Annotated in this window: 15 protein-coding genes; 10 read left to right on the top strand and 5 right to left on the bottom strand. The window is 47.2% G+C overall.

What is annotated here, in order from left to right:
* The first annotated feature begins 123 nt into the window (after positions 1-123).
* Genes JYB87_RS09045 through JYB87_RS09020 form a run of 6 tightly spaced genes read left to right on the top strand, consistent with a single transcriptional unit; the run spans position 124 to position 11,200 of the window.
* Positions 124-465, top strand: a complete 342-nt coding sequence (locus tag JYB87_RS09045) for a hypothetical protein (protein WP_207356511.1) — start codon at positions 124-126, stop codon at positions 463-465.
* On the top strand, positions 462-1,247 hold the full coding sequence (bcsQ, locus tag JYB87_RS09040) for a cellulose biosynthesis protein BcsQ (protein WP_207356510.1): 786 nt from the start codon (positions 462-464) through the stop codon (positions 1,245-1,247). Before JYB87_RS09045 ends, bcsQ begins: the two co-directional genes overlap by 4 nt.
* 10 nt (positions 1,248-1,257) lie before the next feature.
* The gene (bcsA, locus tag JYB87_RS09035; protein ID WP_207356509.1) at positions 1,258-5,589 is read left to right on the top strand and encodes a UDP-forming cellulose synthase catalytic subunit; all 4,332 of its coding nucleotides are present in this window, start codon (positions 1,258-1,260) and stop codon (positions 5,587-5,589) included.
* The gene (locus JYB87_RS09030) at positions 5,582-9,757 is read left to right on the top strand and encodes a cellulose biosynthesis protein BcsC (protein WP_207356508.1); all 4,176 of its coding nucleotides are present in this window, start codon (positions 5,582-5,584) and stop codon (positions 9,755-9,757) included. The genes bcsA and JYB87_RS09030 overlap by 8 nt, the downstream gene beginning before the upstream one ends.
* Positions 9,750-10,217, top strand: coding sequence for a cellulose biosynthesis protein BcsD (gene bcsD / locus JYB87_RS09025; protein ID WP_207356507.1), 468 nt, complete (start codon positions 9,750-9,752; stop codon positions 10,215-10,217). Before JYB87_RS09030 ends, bcsD begins: the two co-directional genes overlap by 8 nt.
* The gene (locus JYB87_RS09020; RefSeq protein WP_207356506.1) at positions 10,214-11,200 is read left to right on the top strand and encodes a glycosyl hydrolase family 8; all 987 of its coding nucleotides are present in this window, start codon (positions 10,214-10,216) and stop codon (positions 11,198-11,200) included. The genes bcsD and JYB87_RS09020 overlap by 4 nt, the downstream gene beginning before the upstream one ends.
* Before the next feature lie 37 nt (positions 11,201-11,237).
* Here JYB87_RS09020 and JYB87_RS09015 read toward each other — a convergent pair whose 3' ends face one another.
* Both JYB87_RS09015 and rmuC read right to left on the bottom strand, forming a co-directional pair.
* Entirely contained in the window at positions 11,238-13,169 is a 1,932-nt protein-coding gene (locus JYB87_RS09015; protein ID WP_207356505.1) for a transglycosylase SLT domain-containing protein, read from the bottom strand.
* A gap of 21 nt (positions 13,170-13,190) precedes the next feature.
* Positions 13,191-14,678 carry a DNA recombination protein RmuC gene (gene rmuC / locus JYB87_RS09010; protein ID WP_207356504.1) on the bottom strand — a complete coding sequence of 496 codons (1,488 nt, stop codon included), beginning with the start codon at positions 14,676-14,678 and terminating at the stop codon, positions 13,191-13,193.
* Between the two features lie 187 nt (positions 14,679-14,865).
* Here rmuC and msrP point away from each other — a divergent pair, with 187 nt between their 5' ends.
* Both msrP and msrQ read left to right on the top strand, forming a co-directional pair.
* A complete protein-coding gene (gene msrP, locus JYB87_RS09005) occupies positions 14,866-15,897 on the top strand; it encodes a protein-methionine-sulfoxide reductase catalytic subunit MsrP (protein ID WP_207356503.1) in 1,032 nt (343 codons plus the stop codon).
* Positions 15,897-16,511 carry a protein-methionine-sulfoxide reductase heme-binding subunit MsrQ gene (msrQ, locus tag JYB87_RS09000; RefSeq protein ID WP_207356502.1) on the top strand — a complete coding sequence of 205 codons (615 nt, stop codon included), beginning with the start codon at positions 15,897-15,899 and terminating at the stop codon, positions 16,509-16,511. Before msrP ends, msrQ begins: the two co-directional genes overlap by 1 nt.
* On the opposite strand, the gene JYB87_RS08995 is transcribed toward msrQ, so the two are convergent.
* The 3 genes from JYB87_RS08995 to JYB87_RS08985 form a co-directional block, all read right to left on the bottom strand.
* Positions 16,452-17,747 (bottom strand): diguanylate cyclase, encoded by a 1,296-nt coding sequence (locus JYB87_RS08995; RefSeq protein WP_207356501.1) that lies wholly within the window; start codon positions 17,745-17,747, stop codon positions 16,452-16,454. The genes msrQ and JYB87_RS08995 overlap by 60 nt on opposite strands.
* An 89-nt stretch (positions 17,748-17,836) precedes the next feature.
* Entirely contained in the window at positions 17,837-18,835 is a 999-nt protein-coding gene (locus JYB87_RS08990; protein ID WP_207356500.1) for an ABC transporter substrate-binding protein, read from the bottom strand.
* Between the two features lie 166 nt (positions 18,836-19,001).
* Positions 19,002-19,313 carry a hypothetical protein gene (locus JYB87_RS08985; RefSeq protein WP_207356499.1) on the bottom strand — a complete coding sequence of 104 codons (312 nt, stop codon included), beginning with the start codon at positions 19,311-19,313 and terminating at the stop codon, positions 19,002-19,004.
* Positions 19,314-19,531: 218 nt separating this feature from the next.
* Here JYB87_RS08985 and JYB87_RS08980 point away from each other — a divergent pair, with 218 nt between their 5' ends.
* Positions 19,532-20,026 (top strand): putative 4-hydroxy-4-methyl-2-oxoglutarate aldolase, encoded by a 495-nt coding sequence (locus tag JYB87_RS08980; protein WP_207356498.1) that lies wholly within the window; start codon positions 19,532-19,534, stop codon positions 20,024-20,026.
* Positions 20,027-20,060: 34 nt separating this feature from the next.
* Positions 20,061-21,899 (top strand): AsmA family protein, encoded by a 1,839-nt coding sequence (locus JYB87_RS08975; RefSeq protein ID WP_207356497.1) that lies wholly within the window; start codon positions 20,061-20,063, stop codon positions 21,897-21,899.
* The last annotated feature ends 39 nt before the right edge of the window (positions 21,900-21,938 follow it).

Genomic DNA, 21,938 nt, shown 5'->3' with positions numbered 1-21,938 from the left:
ATTATACCTTTCGCTTTACTGGGCGTCAGAATTTTGACACACTCTGTTTTGTGAAATTTTTGTGTGATTTAGATCAAGTTGTAAGACTCGGTGTTGTAAGTAGGTTTGAGGTGTATTGATCAAATGAATAGCTATGATGATATCGACGCATTGAAGTCGAAAGTAGGGCAAGGAGAGCTGGAGTTTCAAACGTTTAGTGATAAAAGCGTTGTGGTGACGTCGGCTTGGCCATTACTTAATGAGCTATTACATCGACGCGATACACTGCATCAAAGCCAAGTCTCCGCGCGCGCTTCGCAAGCGTCGATGACAACGCCTGCCGCTGCACCTGCGCCTAACCGTGTTGCACCACAAGTGTCACCAGCAGCGGACATTGCAGAGCCCCTTGCTGAGGCGCAATCAACATCGGTAGCATCAGACAAGGCGACAGATCTCAGTAGCATTCTGAAGAAGGTCAGCAAATGAACCTCGTTTACTTAACCTCACCCAAAGGCGGTGTCGGTCGTACTTCGCTTACTGCCAATCTAGCATTCGCGCTGCAACGTTTAGGTCACCAAGTTGTGGTGTTGGATCTCGACGTACAAAATTCGCTGCGGCTTCACATGGGGCTGTCTGTGGCTGAACACCGAGGTGTGGTTGCTCAAGCACAACACAACAGTGATTGGCGTGAACACATTATTGAAACCCCGAGTGGCGTTGGCTTGCTGCCTTATGGCCAAGCCACTAAAGCGCAACGCGAAGGTTTTAATACCTTATTACGCCAAGAGCCCGATTTTCTCGCTCATCGTTTAGGTTCATTGCTGCATCAACCTGGCTGTATTACGCTGGTGGACTTACCGGCAGGCCCAAGCTCAGGGCTTGATGCGGTGAAAAGAATGGATGGTATGCCCGTCGTCGTGTTGATGGCTGATGGTTGCTCCGCCGCCACGATGCCGCTGGTGGAACAAGATCATTACCTCGGCGTAGAGGCCAGCAAGCGTGCGCTTTACATCATTAACCAAGTTTATATCCGCAGTCGTCTAAACCGCGATTGTGTTGAATTTTTTGAAAACCGGCTTGGGTCGGCGTTGCTGGGCCGTGTTCATCGCGATGAAGTGGTGCCAGAAGCGACCGCATCGCTACAGTCAGTTTTTGAGTACGCCCCTACCTCAGCCGTGATTCAAGATCTGGAAGATATCGCACGCAGTATCAGCAGGATGCTACCCGAAGCATACGGCCACGATTCGATGAAATTCTCCCTGAGATAGAGATAATTCAATGGAACAACAAAAGAACACCTTTACCATAATGAAGGTGCTGAATGTCGTCGCGATGTTAGCGCTAGCGTGTATCGTTTTGCTTATTATCGCCACACCTTTAGATGTTGAAAACCAAGTGCTATTTGGTGTTTCAGGGGTCATCTTAAGCCTAATTGTTGGCCGCATTCAAACGCCTTGGGCACGCTTAGTGTTGCTGATGATGAGCGTGGTGATCTCTACCCGCTATTTGGCATGGCGCGCCACCGACACCCTCGTTTATAGCACGCCGCTAGAGACAATTCTTGGCATAGGGCTGCTGCTCGCCGAAGTTTATGCTTGGATAATCTTGGTATTGGGTTTTATTCAAACCGTGTGGCCGCTGGATCGCAAAATTGTGCCATTGCCGGAAGATACCCGCTTGTGGCCAACGGTTGACGTATATGTTCCTACCTACAACGAAAGCCTCGCGATTGTTCAAGATACTGTGCTTGCGGCACTTAATCTCGATTATCCGAAAGACAAATTGCGAGTCTATTTGCTTGATGATGGTCGCCGACCTGAATTCGGCGCGTTCGCGTCTGCCGCTGGCGTGGGTTATATCACTCGAAATGATAACAAACACGCAAAGGCCGGTAACCTTAACAATGCGATGAAGGTGACCAAAGGCGAACTGATCTGCATTTTCGATTGTGACCACGTAGCTACTCGCATGTTTTTGCAAGCGACCGTAGGTGCCTTTATCAAAGAACCCAATTTGGCCTTGTTGCAGACTCCGCACCACTTTTATTCACCGGATCCGTTTGAACGCAACTTGCATACCTCTATCGATATGCCGGGCGAGGGCGAACTGTTTTATGGTCCAGTACAAAAGGGGAACGATTTTTGGAATGCGGCGTTTTTCTGTGGGTCATGTGCGGTTATCCGTCGCAAAGCGTTAGACGAAACCAATGGCTTCGCGGTTGAAACAGTAACGGAAGACGCACATACCGCGCTTAAACTGCAACGCATGGGCTGGGATACTGCATTTTTAGCTATTCCACTAGCAGCGGGGTTAGCGACTGAACGCCTGTCACTGCATATTGGCCAACGTGCACGCTGGGCGCGGGGCATGTGTCAGATCTTCCGCGTCGATAATCCGCTCTTTGGTAAAGGCTTAAAGCTCGGACAGCGGTTGTGTTATTTAAACGCGATGCTCCACTTTCAGTTTCCGTTACCGCGCTTTGTGTTTATCACTGCGCCTTTGGCATATTTGCTGTTTGGCCTCAATATTATTGCCGCATCGCCAGAGTTATTGCTGGCATATGCTCTACCGCACCTGTTCCATGCACTATACACCAACTCTATTTTACAAGGCCGGCATCGTTACAGTTTCTGGGGTGAAATCTATGAAACAGTACTGGCGTTCGCGTTGATCCGTCCGACTTTGGCCTCTCTGTGGGACCCGTCTAAGGGTAAATTTAACGTGACCGAAAAGGGCGGGCTGTTGCGCGATGGCTACTTTGACTACGAAGCCGTGCGTCCACATCTGGTGACCTTAGCCTTGCTGATAGCAGGGATCACTTGGGGCGCAGTGCGCATGGTATTTAACGAAGATTTTGCCATTCAACCATTCGTTCTGGGCCTAAACCTCGTATGGGCTGGATTGAACGTCATCATACTGCTGGCTGCGGTGGCAGTTGCCCGTGAAGCGAAGCAGATCCGTAACACGGTGCGGGTCGATATTTCACTGCCAGCGGTGTTGTATCTATCAAATGGCAGAACCTTACGTTCAGAAACCTATGATCTGTCGATGGGCGGTATGCGTCTGAAAAATCCGTTGGGCGCAGCGATTCAAGACACTATGGTAGAAGAGGTGGAGATCAACTTTGATGGGAAAGCACTGTTATTCCCCGTCAGTACGGTAACGTCAGACAATCAATACCTTCGCTTTCATTTCCGTGATTTGCCCATCCGTCAACGTAAAAAACTGGTCAATGTGGTGATGGGGCGCGCCGATGCTTGGGTACCGGATCACGAGCATCCTGCCGACAATCCGTTTAAATCATTTGGTGGCGTGTTACGCGCCGTAATGGGCTTGTTTTCACCTGAAGCGGCCAGCAACTCTGGTTGGTTACGTTGGCGACGCAGCTTGTTTGGCAGTTGGAAATTCCGGATCGTTTTGGTCACCATTATCGGCTTAGGGGTGGCGATTGTGGCTAACCGCGCTTGGGCGGAAGAGGGGCAGTTCGATCAAACCATCAGTTTTAGTGATGCGGGCTTCTTTGGCCCGATTTCCGTCAGCGGCAATGGCAACGATATTGGAGTGCACTTCTCCATTCGTAAAGATGAAGTTGCTGCCGCGGCATCGTTAAAACTGTCGATCAGCTATCCACAATCACAGTTTCCAAAAGACAGCTATCTTGAGGTAAGCCTCAATGGTCAGCATCTGCAAAACATCGAACTGGACACGTTCAGCGCCGATGGTTTCACCAGCGATATTACGCTACAGCCTGCCTTAATTGTCAGCGAAAACGACTTAACCTTTCGCATTGTGGGGCAGGAGTTTCTTACCTGTAACTCAGAAGATGTGACTGCGCAAAAACGTAACGAGGTAATCATTGATAATAACTCCAGCATTCAACTGCAGTTATTACGTTTATCCCGACCCAATAATTTAGCCGATTTTCCAGAGCCTTTTTTTGATGCGGGCATGATGCGTGAAGTGTCGATCCCGATGATTATTGCCGATGATGCATCTGAAAAGATTTACGAGAGTAGTGCTGTGGTTGCCTCTTATTTTGGCAGTTTAGCGCGCTTTCGAAAGGTGGATTTTCCAGTGGTCAATAGCAGCTTGCCTGAGCAAAACGCCATTGCGTTTGTTGTCGGCAATAACCTCGCTGGCATCAGTTTGCCTGAGGTCACGGGGCCAGAAATCCGCATCATCAATAACCCCTTGTCGCCGTTATACAAAGTGTTGTTAGTCATGGGGCGCTCTGGCTTAGAGGTTAAACAAGCGGCCAATTACTTGGTGAGCGGTGCGGCGATGGTTGGCGAACAGCAACCCGCGAAACTGATCCAAATAGCCGAGCGCAAACCCCATGACGCCCCTAATTGGGTGGCGACTGATAAACCGGTACGGTTGGGCGATTTAACCCATGAATCGGCCTTAATCGCCAAAGGGATCTATCACGGGACTAACGAAGTCAACTTTCGCGCGCCTCCAGATATCTTTCGCTGGCGCAATAAGCCAATGAAGATGGAAGTGCAGTATCTGTTTCCAGAGGGCGATTGGCTCGATGAACGCCGCTCCAAGTTAAGTGTCACCTTAAATGGTAAGTATTTGACTTCATTGCCTGTCAATAGCGTGGGCGTGTGGGCGTCGATTATGCACTTGTTTGGCAACGACATTCGTCAGCAACGTGCGGTGTTAGAGATCCCACCATACTTGCTCTATGGCGAAAACAAACTGGAATTCTACTTTGATCTGCGAGTTCATCCTGATAGCGATTGTCAGCAAGCCTTGGGCAGCAACATTGTTAGCCGAGTATTGCCGACATCGACAATCGACTTTTCCGGCTCTGAACACTTTACTGCATTGCCGAATCTCTCTTACTTCGTCAGCTCAGGTTTCCCGTTCACCCGCATGGCTGACTTAGCCGACACTTTGGTGGTGTTGCCATCCCGTCCAACCTTAAATGAAGTACAAGCGTTTCTTGAGCTGATGGCGCGCATGGGACGGTCCACTGGTTTACCAGCGTACAAAGTCACGGTGCAGCAGGGCGTTAACATCACTAACAGCGCCGTTGACAAAGATGTATTGGTGGTGGGCGAAACTGGCAAAATTGCGCCAGTATTCGCCAGTTCGCCCTTTGAAGTTAGCAACGGTAAGTTGTCGCTGGCGCAATCGAGCCTCAGCAACACTTGGCGCACCATTGTGTCGGGTGATTGGAGCCGCCAAGAAAAATCCGCAAAACGCCAACTCGATGGTCAAGAGCAGTTTTCCGGTATCGCGAGTTTCTTGTCGCCGTTAAACAAAACGCGTGTTGTGGTGGCGGCGACCGACACTGAAACCGCTAACTTGCCTACGCTCGTTGGGGATCTCGCGCTGCCGCAAGCCGCAAAGAATGCCAAAGGCGATCTATTAGTATTCAACGCGCATCAGTTAAAAGCATTTCGTGTGGGTGCACTAAACGGTAGTGGTGAAATGACCTGGGATATGAGCCTACGCTGGTATTTTGGACAACATGTGCTGTTATTACTGGTGCTGATGTTAGGTGGCATTTTATTAACGGCGACTTTGATTTACCCGATTTTGCATCGTCATGCGCAACAGCGTTTACAACACAAGGCGGAAAAACAAGATTATGAATAAACTCGTCCTCCTTACTTTTACAGTATCGACGCTTGCCGCGTCTATTCAATATGCCATCGCAGCAGAGACTGTGACGGCAGAAACGCCTGAAATTCAGGCGTTATTTCAACAAGCTGAATTTTGGCAAGGCAAACAACGCCAAGATTTAGCAAAAGACGCACTGAACCGTGTGTTGATTTCTTCGCCCGCGAATACTGAAGCTTTGTATCGGTTGGCACTGATCGCCTTGCAAGAAGGTGACGCGACCGAAGCTCAACGGTTAGCTCAGCAAATTCGTACCATTTCACCGAACGATAACCGCTTACAAGAGTTGAATATTGCACAGGCGGCAAACGTCGATAATAGCGCGTTAAAAGAAGCGCGCCTGTTATCCGCCAACGGCCAATACGATGAAGCCATCGCCAAATACAACACCTTATTCAGCGGTGATGAACCGCCCGTAAGTCTTGCAATCGAGTATTACCAAACATTATCGGCCACTAAAAACGGTTGGGCGACGGCCAAGTCGGGGCTGGAAAAATTGGCCAAGGCACAGCCTAGCAACAGCCGCGTTGCGATCGCTTATGCCCAGGTTTTGACCTATCGGGAACCAAGTCGCAGAGCTGGGATTAAGTTATTGGCGAATTACGCTGACCAAGATGCGGAAGCCGACAAGTCGCTGCGTAATGCACTGTTGTGGCTTGCGGCGACAGCCGATGATAAAGCGCTATACGATGCCTATTTAGCGCGTCATAGCAATGACAGCGCTATTGCGGATTATTACAAGCAGAAAACTACGCTGACACCTACGCAACAAGCGGCGCGGTATCGCGCTGTTGGCTACCGCGAATACGCCGCGGGCAACTATTCGAATGCTGCAACCTCATTTAAGGCGGCGTTAGCAATTGATAAGCGAGATGCAGATTCGATTGCTGGCCTTGGGCTTATCTCCTTAAAACGTAATCAATTTACTGAAGCAGAAGAGCAACTTTCTCAAGCGATGAAGTTGGCACCAAACAAACAAGAACAGTGGCGTGATGCTTATCAAAGCGCCGCGTTCTATAGTGAATTGGCCAATGCCCGCGCACTGGAAAAAGCCGGAAAGTTAGATGAAGCATTAGCCGCGTTAGAACCGCTGGCGCAGCAAAATAACAAGCAAGCGCACGACGCTAAGCTGCTGCAAGGTGCCATTTTGCAGCAACAGAAGCACTTAGATGATGCCGAAGTGGTTTATCGCAAACTGTTACAGCAAAACAGCAAAGATATGCAGGCACGGATCGGTTTGGTTGATGTATTGCGTCAACAACAGCGTTGGACGGAAGCTTCCAGCCTTGCGGGCGATCTTCCCGAATCAGCACAAAGCCAATTAGGTGATTTGGCTTCGAGTCAAGCGATGGTGTTACGCGACCGAGCCGCCGTTGAACCGGACGTGCTTGCTGAAGCAACATTACGCCAGGCTTCATCGTTAGCCCCCGAAAACCCTTGGGTTCGCTTGGACTTAGCACGCTTGTTGAATAAGACCAATCGCGGTTTGGCGGCAAAACTACTCATCAACCGTGGCATAGACCAATACGGCAGTCACGATGATCGCTATGTTGCAGCCTTGTTTGCCAAAGACCAGCAACGTTGGGATGAAGCCATTAAGTATTTGCAAGAGATCCCTGCCGCCAGCCGTAACGAGGCGGAATCAAGCTTGATGGAAAGCTTAACCTTACGCGCCCGACTGGCAGAGATTGAACGACGTCAGACGGTGGGCGATCGCGAAGGCAGCCGCCAACTGATGCTGGACCTCTATAATCATCCACCGCGTACAGCCGCTGGGGTGGGTGAGGTTGCGTCAGTGCTGTTTGAAAATGGCGAGCCAGGCATGGCACTGCTGTTAATCCGTCAACATAACCAGCACGAGCCTACAGCCGCGGTGGGTGATTACCTGCAACAAATTTTGGTGATGATCAAAGCTGGGGCTGACGAAGAAGCCGAATCACTGCTGACACGATTAACACAACGGCGTGATCTTGCGCCAGCAGATTGGCAAGACATTGAGAAAATCCGCAATGCCATTACCGTGGCAAAAGCTGACAAGCTGCGCTTGAAAGACAATTTTGCAGAAGCCTATGACCTCTTAGCCCAACGGCTACGTGTAGCGCCGAATGATGAAAGCCTACTGCTGGCTATGGCTCGGCTCTATCTATCCGGTGATAAGGGCAAGAAATCACTGCAGATTTACCGCTACACGATGGAACACAACCCTAACAGTGATGATGCGATTAAAGGTGCAGTAGAAACGGCAATTGCCGTTAACGAACTGAAACAAGCGGAAGAGATCTTGCGTGGTTTGAATGGCGATAAAGCTAAAGAGCCAGAAATGTTATTGTTGGCTGCTAAAGTTGCGCGGGCTGATGGTAATAGCCGTCGTGCAATCAATCTGTTGTATCAATCACGGCAGCAGTTGTTCCAAGATGAACCGCAACAGCCGTGGTTAATGGCCAGTGGTAGCAATCCAGGCTTTGATAATCCTTTTGCACCTCGCGCTGCTCAAGCAGCGAAACAAGACGGAGGTGATAATCCATGGCGACGGCCACAGTGGCTACCAGGCAGTGGTTCGCCAGAAACTGAATTGGCTAATTGGGATGGTAAGGCAGTTGCTGGGCAGCCTTCATTAGCGCAACAAATTGATGCCATGATTGCCGAAATCAAACATGACAACGCCGCGACCTTAAACACAGGTATGGAGTTTAAAACGCGTAATGGTGAGAGTGGACTCGGTGAAATGGCGATGGTCAGCGCGCCATCATCGATGGATTTTCAGGTTGGCAACGGCCGAATGAAATTCACGGTCACGCCAACCTATTTGAATGGCGGCACCTTATCGTCTGGTTTCAACCGTTTTGGCACAGGTGTTGTGGCTGAAGGTTCTCAAACCTTGAGCGATGACCTCGATCGTCTGCCAACAGTGCTCGACGCCATTGAGGCGGCGGCCTACAACTACAATGAAGCGCAGACCTTGTATCAAGCTGCGCTGTCGATCCCGGAAATTTCGCCATTGCAGTTAGCCCAATATCAGCTCAATGCAGAGCGGGCTCAACGTACTTTCGCGTTAGCAACACAACAGGATTTGCTGCAAGCGATTGGGCTTAACATTGACGGGTTAAATCCAGATCAACTGGCAATCTTCGATGACTTTATCGATGGTTATGTCGCAGATACTCAAAACGCGCTGTCGTCTACCTCATTGCAAGCATTTTTAGCGAGCCGCGAACAACTCGAATCGCTTGTTGGCTCTATGCGGTCGGCACTGAATAGCGTGACCTATCTTGCGCAAAATCCACCGGCGCAAAGTGATGCGGGCATTGAACTTAACTTTGCTTACAGTAACGATTTTCTGGCCGCCGATATTGGTGTGACCCCGCTTGGGTTTGAGAAAACCAATTTGGTGGGTGGATTCAGTTGGACGCCACAGTTAAACAACACCACACGCTTGGAATTGGGGATTGAACGCCGCGCGGTGAAAGACAGCGTATTAAGTTATGCCGGTACAGTGGATCCGATGAGCGGTGAAACTTGGGGCGGCGTCACTAAAACCGGCTTGAAAGCGGGTATTGGCTTTGACGACGGTGAACTGGGCATGTACGGCAATTTAGGCGGTTACCTCTATAAAGGTAGCCATGTCGATAGTAATACCGCCTTTGATATTGCCTTAGGTGGCTATTTGCGCCCAATCAACGACAAAGAGCGTGAACTGCAAACCGGTGTTCATGTGTCGTTTCAAGTGTTTGATAAAAACTTAGGCCATTACAGCTTTGGTCATGGTGGCTATTTCAGTCCGCAAGATTTCGTATCAATCGCGTTTCCGATCAAGTACTCGGAGAAGCATGAGAAATATAACTTTGCCATTAACTTTGCGCCTGGTTTCCAAAGCTTTACCGAAGAACGCAGTGACTACTTCCCTAATGAGCCTGTGTTACAAGGTTTGGCTAACTTGATGGCGCAATTGAATTTAATTGAAGAGTCTGTGTACTCAGCCAACAGTAAAACGGGTTTTGGTATGAGTCTTAACGCGCAAGGTGAGTACGAGTTTTCCCCATCGTTTACCTTAGGTGGTAAAGTGGGCTTCGATAACTTTGGTAATTATCAAGAAACCTCCGCCTCACTGTATTTGAAGTATCTATTGGGAGTGAAAAGTGAGTAATGCTTCGGCGCAATCATTGCGTTATCTAGAACAACAACATTGTACTAAACAGTGGCGCTTAGTTGTCGATTCGTTGGCCAATGCATTAGCCACCCTAGAACCCGCGCTTAAACAGTCGATATTGCATCGTACTGGGCAACAGATGGCCGAATCGTTTAGCTTGGATGTGCAGCCCTCACTGGCGGCGTTAACCAAACAACTCAATGAATTCTGGTTTCAGTTGGACTGGGGATACGTTGAAATTAGCCTGAAGCAAGAGCGACTCTATCTTGAGCATCATCATTGCCCCGTGCCTTATGGGCGTTATGATTCGCATGCTTATGCGTCGTTGAGCATGGTGTTGGAAGGTTTTTACAGCACCATTTTAGCGCAGCAAGGTGGCGAAGACAGTGCTAGAGTCATATTTATGCAGTCAGGCAACCCAATGATTTTTGAATATAAAAATCAGGAGAACGCATGATTCGAATGTTTGGCATCATGCTTGGACTGTTATTGACAACCCAAGTGTTAGCCCAAGATGATTGGCAACAATACAAAAGCCGTTTTATTACCGATGAAGGTCGTGTGATTGACACTGGTAATGCGGGTATTAGCCATTCTGAGGGGCAGGGCTATGGCATGTTGCTTGCCGTAGCCAACGATGATGCCGAACATTTCAAGGCAATGTGGCACTGGGCGCGAAAAACGCTTGGACGTCAAGACTTACCCTTGTTTTCATGGAAATTTGATCCTAATGCTCGGCCACATATTGCAGACAGTAACAATGCGTCGGACGGCGATATACTGATAGCATGGGCGTTGCTGCAAGGCGGCAAGAAGTGGAATAACAGCAACTATCTCAATGCGTCTCGGCGCATTCGCAATGCCGTGCTTGATAATATGGTGCTGGAATATGCCGGCTATAGCGTATTGTTGCCAGGGGTGAATGGGTTTACGGGCAATGGTTACATTGATATCAATCTGTCTTATTGGGTCATGCCAGCGATCATCGATTTCGCCCGCGAAGATAACCAAGTTAAATGGCAGCAGCTGGCTGATAGCGGTCAACAATTATTAGCCAAAGCCAAGTTTGGTGATGCGCAGTTACCGGCCGATTGGATTAGGATAAGTAGTTCTGGCGAGCTGCATCCATCACCCAATTGGCCAGCGCGCTTCAGTTTCGACGCTATTCGTATCGCACTGTATTTTAGCTGGGCCAATCTCGCCCAAGATCCTGGGTTAAACTCGATAAAGCTATTTTGGCAAGCAGGCGGCAATAATCCACCAGCGTGGATTGATGTCAATAGCAGTGAAGTTGCACCGTATGCAGCATCGCAGGGTATTTTGGCCATCCGCTCGGTAGTCAACGGCAAATCGGTAAATAGCCAGCTGACGGCGCAAGACGACTATTACAGCGCATCGTTATTGTTATTGAGTAAGCTTGCCGAATCGATTCATCAATAGCGGCCAGCATCCATCAAGCCGCTATTGAACCCTCGAATTAATAGGTGTTTTTATATTCTTTTTCGGTAAAGAATGGCTTATTAAGTTGCTGTTGCTGCTCGTAAATCATGCGATAAGAGAACACCCCTTGAACATATTCACGGGTTTCACGATAGGGGATGGATTCGATAAACGCCATTACATCCAACTTACCCGCACTCTTTTTCAGCCATTGTTTAATGCGATATGGCCCTGCGTTGTAGGCCGCTGTGGCTAACACCCGGTTGCCATCAAATTGCTTCAGCAAACCGCCAAAATAGGCACTGCCGAGCGGGATATTAATCTCTGGCTCATACAGGCTGCGAGTACCGTTATAGGTTAATTTATAACGTTGCGCGGTGCGTTTGGCGGTGTCGGGCATCAACTGCATAAAACCGCGCGCGCCCGCACCTGATGTAGCATACGGATAAAATGCACTTTCACGCCGAGCGATCGACATTAATTGATATTTGTCGGCATTAAATTGCTTAGAGTATTTGTCGTACAGGGTGGTTTGCACTTCGGGGAAACGCAATGCCAAATAATCCCAAGCTTTGGCGCTGATACTGCTATCCACGCTGAGATCGTACCAACCTTGTTTTAACGCATAACCACCATAGCGAATTTGCTCTTCAGCACTGTGACGTTGCATTAATTCGCGCCACTCAAGTTTGGCATCAATCGTTTTATCAATGGCGATTAATTCAATTACACGCAGCAATCCCGCATCAGCCAATAGCGGAGAATCGGGTTCAATGTCGGCAACCGCCTGTGGCTGCAGTTGTGGCGCCACACCTTGCTCAAAGGCCGCGGTAAAACCGTAAAAATTGCGAGTCTGCAACAGTTGCTTGGCATCTGCGTCTTTGGCCAAGCCCAGCTTGACGCGCCAGTACAACCAGCGTGAGTCAGCTTGTTCTTCAGCAGTTAACAACGGTAGAAATTGCTTCACGATTGCAAGATTGTTATCCGCCAGAGCCCAGCGAATCCGCATGGCAATCAGCACATCGTCAGGTTGTTTAGCGAGACGTTCGTCAACATATTGCTCAAGCTTTCCTTCTCGGTTTAGCAATGAGCGGTAAAGTAAGAAATGTTGCAGTTCGGCTTGTTGCGCTGCATTAAAGCGTCCCGCGTCACGGTAACGATCGAACAAATTGGTGGCCAATGTCAGATCTTTTACTGCTAAGCGCATTAAGCCACCGCGCACTATGTCGGCATAAACTGAATTAGGCTTATCAAATTTGGCAATGTGACGCAGTTCGCGAGGGTCGCTATACACCTTGTAAAGCAACTCTGCCGAGAGTTTATAGCTACCCGCATGTTGTACGAGGTAGCTTAATAAACGGCTTTGACCGTTGTCGAAACTTAAAATGATTCGCTGCCAAATCATCTCATCGGTGCGTAATCCGGCCTTCGACCAAGCATCAAATAGTGGGTCGCATGCTTTAGGTTGCGATTGTCCACTCAACCACAATGCTCGCGCGCCTTTCCATGCTTCATCCAGTTGTCCTGTTTGAAATTTGGCAACATAAAAGGCGCATTCTAAGTTGTCCGAGCGTGGCGCTGTGGGACTGATGGCTAAGAAATCTTGCCAACGTCGTTTATCCGCGGCATTTTCTAAATAGCGATGCTTGAGCGTGCCGTACAAAGGCGACCCAGCGTAATTGGCAAGTTCGGTGACGGCTTTATCACCTTTGAGCTTCAGTAACTCATCCTGTTCATCGTGAAAATCAAGATAAAGCGTCAGCGGGTAACCGTTCAGCTGCTGTCTGAGCTGCTGATATTGTTCTGACTTGTTTTTTTGTTGCGCTTCACGTGCTTGCAGATACAGTTTTCGCTGCGCTGTGTAGTCAGTGGCGTTTACCTCATTGGCTACAAGAGCACTGCAGCTGAGTAACACACCACTGATAGCCAAATGGATTAACGTCTGTTTACGAGATACTACAATTTCCATCTTTTGAACCGTGCTTTATCGTTAATTTTGGCGAAGATTGCTGACATTGCTGATCTCGTTCTCATCAGCGTCATCGCTTACATCATGACTATCATCTAGCGCTTTATCTAGTAGTTTGGGATCTAAATTTTTGCTCTTGTCACCACCCATTTGATGAAGTTGATGCGCTTGACGAATAAGGTTACCTTTGCCGCTGGCTAATTTGTTCATGGCGCTGGCGTAACTGCGGTCTGCGGTTTCCAACGCGCGGCCAAGTTTTTCCATGTCCTCAACAAAATTGACCACTTTGTCGTAGATTCGGCCTGCCTGATGGGCGATCTGTTGCGCGTTTTGATTTTGATATTCATAACGCCAGATGTTGCTAATCGTCCGCAGCGCCACCAGCAAATTGGTTGGGCTAACCAACATGATGTTGTTTTCAAGGGCGTAACTGACCAATTGTGGGTCGCGCTCTAGGGCGAGTAAAAATGCGGGTTCAACTGGCACGAACATCAGCACATAATCAAGGCTCCTAACGCCGTGAAGTTTTTGATAATCTTTTTGGCCAAGCCCTTTAATATGCTGCCGTACCGATGCTATGTGTTGCTTGAGCGCTTCAATCCGTTGTTCATCGGTATCAGCATTAAAATATTGTTCGTAGGCCACCAGTGACACTTTTGAATCGATAATCACATCTTTATCGTCAGGCAAATGCACAATGACATCCGGCTTAAAATGTTTGCCACCATCGTTTTGCAAATCTTGTTGCACGTCATATTCATGGCCAAGACGCAGGCCGCTTTCGCTTAGAACTCGGTCAAGAATCACTTCGCCCCAATTGCCTTGGGCTTTATTATCACCTTTAAGCGCCTTAGTGAGATTTACCGCATCTTCGCTCATCTGTTTATTGAGTTGCTGCAGTTGTTCGAGTTGATGTTTAAGTGAAAACCGCTCTTGCTGCTCTTTGGCATAAGATTCGTTAACTTGCTGACGAAAACCTTCCAACTGCTGTTTGAATGGCCCAAGAATACCGGTTAACTGTTCGGAATTAGCCGTGCGCATTTTAGCGGTCTTATCTTCAAAAATTTTGTTGGCGAGATTCTCAAATTGCGTTTGCAGCCGCTGTTCGCTGTCTTCTAGCAGTTCAACTTTTTCATTGAGCGCTTGACGCTCAACCTCAAAGCGCGATGCTAGACTTTGTTGCATCGCATTGGATTTGGACAGATTTAACTGCGCTTCCATTAACCGGCGTTGTAGTTCAGCAAGCTGCAATTCTAGCGGTGGCACCCGTTCCGCTTGCGCTTCAGCTTTGCCAAGTTGGCTGACTTTTTCTTCAAGCTTGTCTTGCAACAACGTCGCTCGCGATTGAAACTCTGCCTGTTGTTCAGAGTCATGTTGTAGCGCTTGCTGTTGCTGACGTGCGAGTTTGGCGCGAAAAATAAAATAACTCACCAGTGCTGTAAGAATTACGGCAACTGAAGCGACTGAAATAATGAGATACGGCAGGGGAAGTGTAGCGGCCAAGTCCATGGGAAGATCCTTTGAAATTATTGCGTTGTCAGATTGGCATGATGATCTTATGGTTGCAAGCTGTGACAAGCAAAAATGCACTGGTTGACTGAGGCTTGTTCAACTGTCGTTATAAATGTAAAGCGTTGAGCTATGCCAAGACATACAGCGTACTAATATCAGCCGGTTTATTAACGAGGGAACCTTTATGACGCGCGGAAAATTTATCAAGGGGATCAGTAAACGTCCTAGTTGGGAGATTGCTGACAATGAGGTTACGCCTCAGTCGGTATTCTCCTCACGCCGCAAAATCATCAAATCACTTGGACTTGGCAGTATCGCCGCCAGTTTGCCGGGTTATGTGCAAGCTGGGATATTTGATTTGTTTGGCGGCGAAGGTCAGCCGGATTTTGTCACCAGCACATTGCAGTTTGCTAACAACACTCAGTTCCAAGCAACGGATGAAAAGACACCTTACAGCAAGGTGATTCGCCACAATAATTTTTATGAGTTTGGCACTGGCAAACAAGATCCCTATGTCAACGCGCAAGGCTTTAAAGTTAATCCCTGGCAATTAAACATTTCCGGCTTAGTGGATAAACCACTGCAACTCGATTACCAAGCTCTGTTTAGTAAATTGCCTCTAGAACAACGGACTTATCGATTTCGCTGCGTTGAAGCTTGGTCGATGGTGATCCCGTGGATAGGGTTTCCTTTGGCATCATTGTTAAAGCTTGCTGGCGTGCAGCCATCGGCCAAATATGTGGCATTCGAAACTTTATTTGATCCTGAGCAGATGCCCGGACAACGTAATCGATTAATGGGCGGTGGCATTCATTACCCTTATGTTGAGGGATTACGCTTAGATGAAGCGATGAATGACTTGGCATTCGTTGCGGTTGGACTATATGACCAAACCCTGACGCCCCAAAGTGGCGCACCTGTAAGGATCGTGTTGCCATGGAAGTATGGTTTTAAAAGCATTAAATCAATTGTGAATATCCGTTTGCTTGATAAACAGCCCCCAACCAGTTGGAATCAACTGGCACCGAATGAATATGGTTTTTTTGCCAACGTGAATCCACAAGTGGATCATCCTCGATGGTCTCAAGCGTCTGAACGCCGTATTGGTCCAGGCGGCATGTTAGCAGCCGAGCGCATCGATACGCAGTTGTTTAATGGCTACGCTGAACAAGTGGCAAACCTTTACACTGGTATGGATTTAAGGACCTATTTTTAATGCGGATTAGCTTGCGTATGGCTGGTGCGTTTCGCGCGGTGGTGCATATCTGTGCGTTATTGCCATTGATTTGGCTCTATTTGAGGGTGCAGAGTGGTCAAGCCGGTGGCGATCCGGTGCAATATATTATTCATTTTTTAGGCAAAGGTGCACTGAATCTATTGTTGCTCAGTTTGTTGGTCACACCTCTGGTTAGAGTTTTAAAACAAGGGCAATTACTGCAACTTAGGCGCCCGCTAGGATTATGGGCTTTTACTTATGCCTGTTGTCATTTGCTGGCTTATATCAGTTTTGATTTACTCTTTGCTTGGCGTTTAGTACTCGATGAGATAGTTAAGCGCCCTTATCTGGTGCTAGGGATGTCAGTGTGGCTGGTGCTGTTTGCGCTGGCGATAACCTCAATCAGCGCAATTAGACGCAAGATGGGCAAACGGTGGCAACAACTGCATAATTTGGTTTATTGCGCTACCTTATTCGCCGGCGTGCATTATTATTGGTCGGTTAAATCAGAGGTTATTGAACCAAGTATCTATCTTGCTCTCATCGTTTTTTTGCTACTTATCCGGGCGAAAATCTACAAACACAAATGGCGTTTTCTCTGGCGTTTGAGTTGATGGGATAGCTTGAACAGGTATGCTGTCAGCATCAAGTAATTGGGTGTCTTTTCGCTGTTTTTTGTTGAGATACATCTTTTGGTCGGCGTGACCAATGAGTGCAGTGATGGTTTCGCCATCATTAGGGAATATACTAAAACCGATACTCAAGCCAACGTCCAACATGCCGTTAATTTCATCAACAAATATGCCATTGCCGATATTATCCAGTTTTAATTTAACGCTTTCTAATTGCTGTCGATCTTTAATGGGATCCAGCCAAATAATAAATTCATCGCCACCAATACGAGCAATAATATCTGAGGCACGAAGTTTCTCTTTTAAGCGTTCGGCTATGGCTTTTAGCACAAAGTCGCCCACCTTATGGCCATACTGATCGTTGATGGGCTTAAATTTATCAAGGTCGATGAAGAGTAAGGCAGCTTGTAATCCCTCACGTTTACAGCGTTCTAAGGAAAGCGAGATATAGTTTTGTGCAGCGCCGCGATTGTAGACCCCGGTTAAATCATCGTATTCCGCCATTTGGCGTAACTTTTCTTGTTGCTGAAGTAATTGTTCAGTTTGGCGCTGAACCTCTTGTTGCAGCTCATCTCGACGTTGCATAGTTTGGGTGAGATCACTCTTCATTTCGTTGAATGCGTCGCCGAGTTCAGCAAACTCATCGCCAGGGCTCATAGTGACTTTGCTGCTGAGATCGCCTTTGGCCAATGCGTCAATACCCTGCATCAGCGTGTAAAACTTACGTTTAAAACTGGTCAAAGTTTGAATACTGAAAATCGACACTAAAATCGCGATCGCGAGTACCAACGCGGCATTAATATAGAGGTGTTGCTTTTCAGATTGCTGTGAGTTGCGAATGGTGATCTGTTGAAACCTTAACGAGTCTTCACTGAGTGATTGAATAATCATGTTATAGCGAGCGGTAAGGGTGGCGTTACTGGTAAGCGGTTCATTGCTATTGGCAATGTTTTTAAGATTTCTTTCTGTCAGCCCAAGCAGAGTATCAAGATTTTGCTCATGACGCTGAATGTTCTGTAACAACCGGAGTTCGTATTGATTCAGCTTTAACTCTGAGGTGATGTTAGTAATGCGAGATAACCGTGCCAGTGAATCGCGGGTTTCGTTGATCGCTTTGGCATCTTGAAACTGCTGCAATAACCACAGATTTGAACGTACCAAATCGATGCTCAATTGTACCTCTATCAATTGATTGATTTTTTCATATGAGCGCATCATATCGCTTCGTTGACTAACCAAGGCAAAGGTTAGAAATACCGTCAACAATAAGCAAAAAATGGCGAGTAGTTTTAGCCGCTTAGAGAGTTTCATTTTGTCCGCACCAGAGGTTTATACAGCGCTTCATTGAGGGCCAAAGGGTCGATATAGAGTCGGTAGTCAGGTAACTCCTCTTGCTCGGTAAATCCTTTATAAATAGCCCATCTTGCTTGCGCGTTAAGGGTGCTGACTAAGGTGTTGTCTAAAGATAGCCGAAATAAATAATCTGACCATAGTCCAGCAACTTGCATCCTCGGAACGTTAAGATATTCAGCAATGATTACCTGCGCTTGTTGGGGGTTACTATGTATATACTCAATGGCACGCTGCAACGCTCTAAGGATGCGAAAATGCTCTTTTTGGTACTCCATATTATCTGGCTTTCGCGCAATCAGATTAAATGACAAGGTATAGTATCCCTGTGTATCCAGCGTCTTCACTTGTCCCGGATAGTTTTGCTGCAGGTGATAGCTATATGGTTCCCATATCGATATAACGTCAACAGCTCTCGCCATTAATGCGGCCCCTTGTTCATTGGGGGGCAGATCAATGTTGACTGTAGTGGTGTGGAGGTTATGAAGCATCATCAGCATGTCAAAAAAGTACTCGCTCGCACTTCCTTTCACAATTGCTATTTTTTTTCCTGCAATATCCTCCAAGCTGTCGATGTCGCCATCAGCACGCATCATGATTTTTACGTCATTATCGGATTGTGCGATGCTGGCTAAGGCAACGAAATCATTGCGCTTAAAACTATTAAACATCATGACACTGTCGGAACTCGTGGCGAGATCTACATCGAAACGTATAAGCGCCTCAAAACAGGCATTGCCGCCTTTATAAGGCTCAAGCAATACCTCAAGCTTTTCATCGGCAAAATAGCCTAAGCGGTCTGCAATAATGACCGGCGAAGATAGCGGTGTCATGGATACACCGATTTTGAAGGTCCGTTCAGCGGGAATAAACTCAGAGATTGAGGTTCTTGTTTGGCCCAACACCAACAGCACTAGCCCCAGCAGGGCAAATACTAGCAGTAACAATCTCTCCATATAACTCCCTACACCAGTTTACTATCGCTGAACGAGCATGCTTAAGCATAGTTTATATCCGACATCCTGTCTGAATGGGGTAAAGAAAAATTGCTATTAAAAATGGAGGGTTAGCGCAAAAAATTAAAAGGCGCTAATCATCTACACACTGATTAACGCTTTGCGATTATTTTGTTGCAGTCATCAATCTCAACACTTCGTCGTAAGAAAGGTTCAGTTCTCGTGAAAGATTGATCACTTTGGTTTTAAACGTTTGTACCTGTTCTTGCTTTAACAGGTCTTGCTCCATCTCTTCAACGACAGAGTTTACTGCGTCCTGCAATATTTTCATTCGACGAATACTGTAATCCATAGATTTTAGATAACGCATCATCTGTGGCTTATTACGCGCTTGCTCTAAATCCGTCGAAAGCTTTTTGTCATATCCGTATTCGTCAAGTGCAGCAATAGCACTTTGCAAATCAAGATCATTATTCATTGTATTCTCTTAACCCAACGTAAATTGGCTGAATATGAGGGGGATTAATTACGTAATACGTCAGCTTGTGAATGACGTAACGCCCTAAGTTTATATTATTTTTTAATATATGCTCAATAAATTTACGCCAATGTGAACTTAGACTTTTTATCGCCACTGAAATGTGAAAGATATGTCAAACTTATGGTCTAAATTAGCTACCTCGAAGGAGATATTTCATGCTCGATTTATTACCTGATCTGTTTGATGAACATGCTGACCAATTAAATCTGATTGCTTTGGCATGGCAAAATTATGGTGGCAAGGCAATATTTTGGGGCGAGATCGATACTATTCGCTGCTATCGCGATAACTCCAAAGTGAAACAGCGTTTGGCACAACCCGGTAAAGGAAAGGTGTTAGTGGTGGATGGGGGGGGCGATTTAAGTCAAGCGTTGTTAGGTGACATGATCGCAGCATCTGCTGTTGCCAATGGCTGGGAAGGCATCATCATCAACGGCGCTGTACGCGATGTTGGGACGATTGCAACCTTACCATTAGGGGTTAAAGCGCTTGGAACCGTGCCGATTAAGACTGAAAAGCGCGATCTAGGTGAGATTTCCGTCACAATTGAGTTAGCAAATGTTAAGCTTAAACCAGGTATGATGATTTATGCAGATGCGAATGGCGTTGCGGTCAGCACTCATCCTTTAGCCATTCCATCGTCTTCGTAGCTGGATAAATCAATAACGTAAAAAGGATACGTTGATGAAAGTATTAAAATGGATACTCCTCGGGGTAGTGGCGGTTGTCGTAATAGTTGTTGGTTATCTTACACTGTTACTTGACCCGAATGATTTCAAACCCCAAATCGTCGCCGCCGTTGAAAAACAAACCGGACGGCAATTCAAAATCGACAAAGACCTCGGTTGGACCTTCTTTCCTTCCATCGGTATTACTGCTGGCGGTATTTCGCTGAGTAACCCCAGTACGTTTAATGAACCCACGTTTGCGGCAGTTAATGCAATTGTTGCCAACGTTGAGCTTATGCCACTCTTTAGTAAGCAAGTTAAAATCTCGGAATTGGTGTTAGACGGATTGCACATCAATCTGATTACCGACAAGCAAGGAAAAACCAGTTTGGATGGCTTGACCGGTCAATCTGATACAAAAGCCGCCGCGCCCGCTGAAGTAGCAAGCGCAACGACTAATGACAGCGTCAGCTTAAATGACCTCAGCATTGGCGGAGTAAGCGTTACCGATGCCAAAATTCGTGTGATTGATCAGCGCACAGGGGCTAAAAGCACTTTCACGCTCGAGCGCTTTAAGCTGGGCGAATTGACCCTCGATAAATTTGCGGCCATGGATTACCGCCTATCTGCAGCGCTAGACGGGATGTCAGTTGAAAGTGAAGGTCATGGTCAGCTTAAAATTGCCAAAGACTTAAAGCTGTTTTCGTTGAAAGAGTTATCTTTATCAACCGTGGCAAAAGGCGAGTCATTACCTACTGGCAAAATTGAAAACAGCATCACCCTGGATGCCGAAGTTGATACCAGTAAAAGCATTGCTAGCACCAGTATCAAACAGCTCAAACTGAATGATATTTCCGGTAGCGGAAAATTAGATGTGAATTATGCTGCAACTGTGCCGGCAATCAGCGCCAAACTCGCGTTAGGGGATATTGATGTTGATAAGTGGCTGCCCGCCGCTGAAACAGCAACCGCAGAACAGCCGCAGGCCACCACCACAGCTAATGCAACCCCAGCAACAGAACCTGATTTAACCGGCATGAAAGCTGTAAACGCGGATTTCGAGTTGACGATTGCCGAGATAAAAGCCGCCGGCACGACCAGTAAGAACTGGAAAATGGTGATAGCACTTAAAAATGGCGTGATGAATATGAAGCAACTGTCGGCAGATCTGTACGATGGTTCACTGAACGCCAATGCCACGGTTGATGGTCGCAACCGCGTTGCGAAATACAGCTTCGACACGCAAATTAAGTCGATCAATATTCGCGCACTATTAACTGATGCGGCTGAGATTGAGCTCTTAGACGGCACGGCAGACATCGGCATAAAAGGCAATGGCACTAGCCTGATCCCTGACAACATTAAGAAACAACTCAATGCTAATGGCCAATTCGCCATTAATAATGGTGCCGTACATGGTGTTAACGTTCCGCAAATGATTCGTGCGGCACAGGCAAAATTAAAAGGCGAATCAACTACTGAGAATGAAGCGAAGAAAACTGACTTTACCAGTTTAACAGGTAGTTTTTCAGTGGCTAACGGTGTAGCAAATAACCCTGACTTACTGATGTCATCACCGCTGATCCGCATTTCAGGAAAAGGGGATGCCAATATTATTGAGGAGTCTTTGGATTACAAACTCTCCACAGCATTAGTGAACACATTGAAAGGCCAAGGTGGCAAAGAGGTGGATGATCTTGCAGGGGTAGAGATCCCGTTGGCCATCAAGGGCAGTTTTAGTGATCCGAAATTCAGCTTGGATATGGATGCACTGCTAAAAAATAAGGTAAAACAAGAAGCCGATAAAGCGAAAGACAAGTTAAAAGATAGCTTGTTTAAAAAGCTTGGGCTGTAGTCAGTAAGAAGCTGAGGGATGTTCTTCATCTCTCACTGA

It is taken from the genome of Shewanella avicenniae (assembly GCF_017354945.1).
Classification (GTDB): Bacteria; Pseudomonadota; Gammaproteobacteria; order Enterobacterales; family Shewanellaceae; genus Shewanella; species Shewanella avicenniae.
The sequence above is the reverse complement of the archived record's forward strand: the minus strand, read 5'-3'. Positions and strand labels throughout refer to the sequence as shown.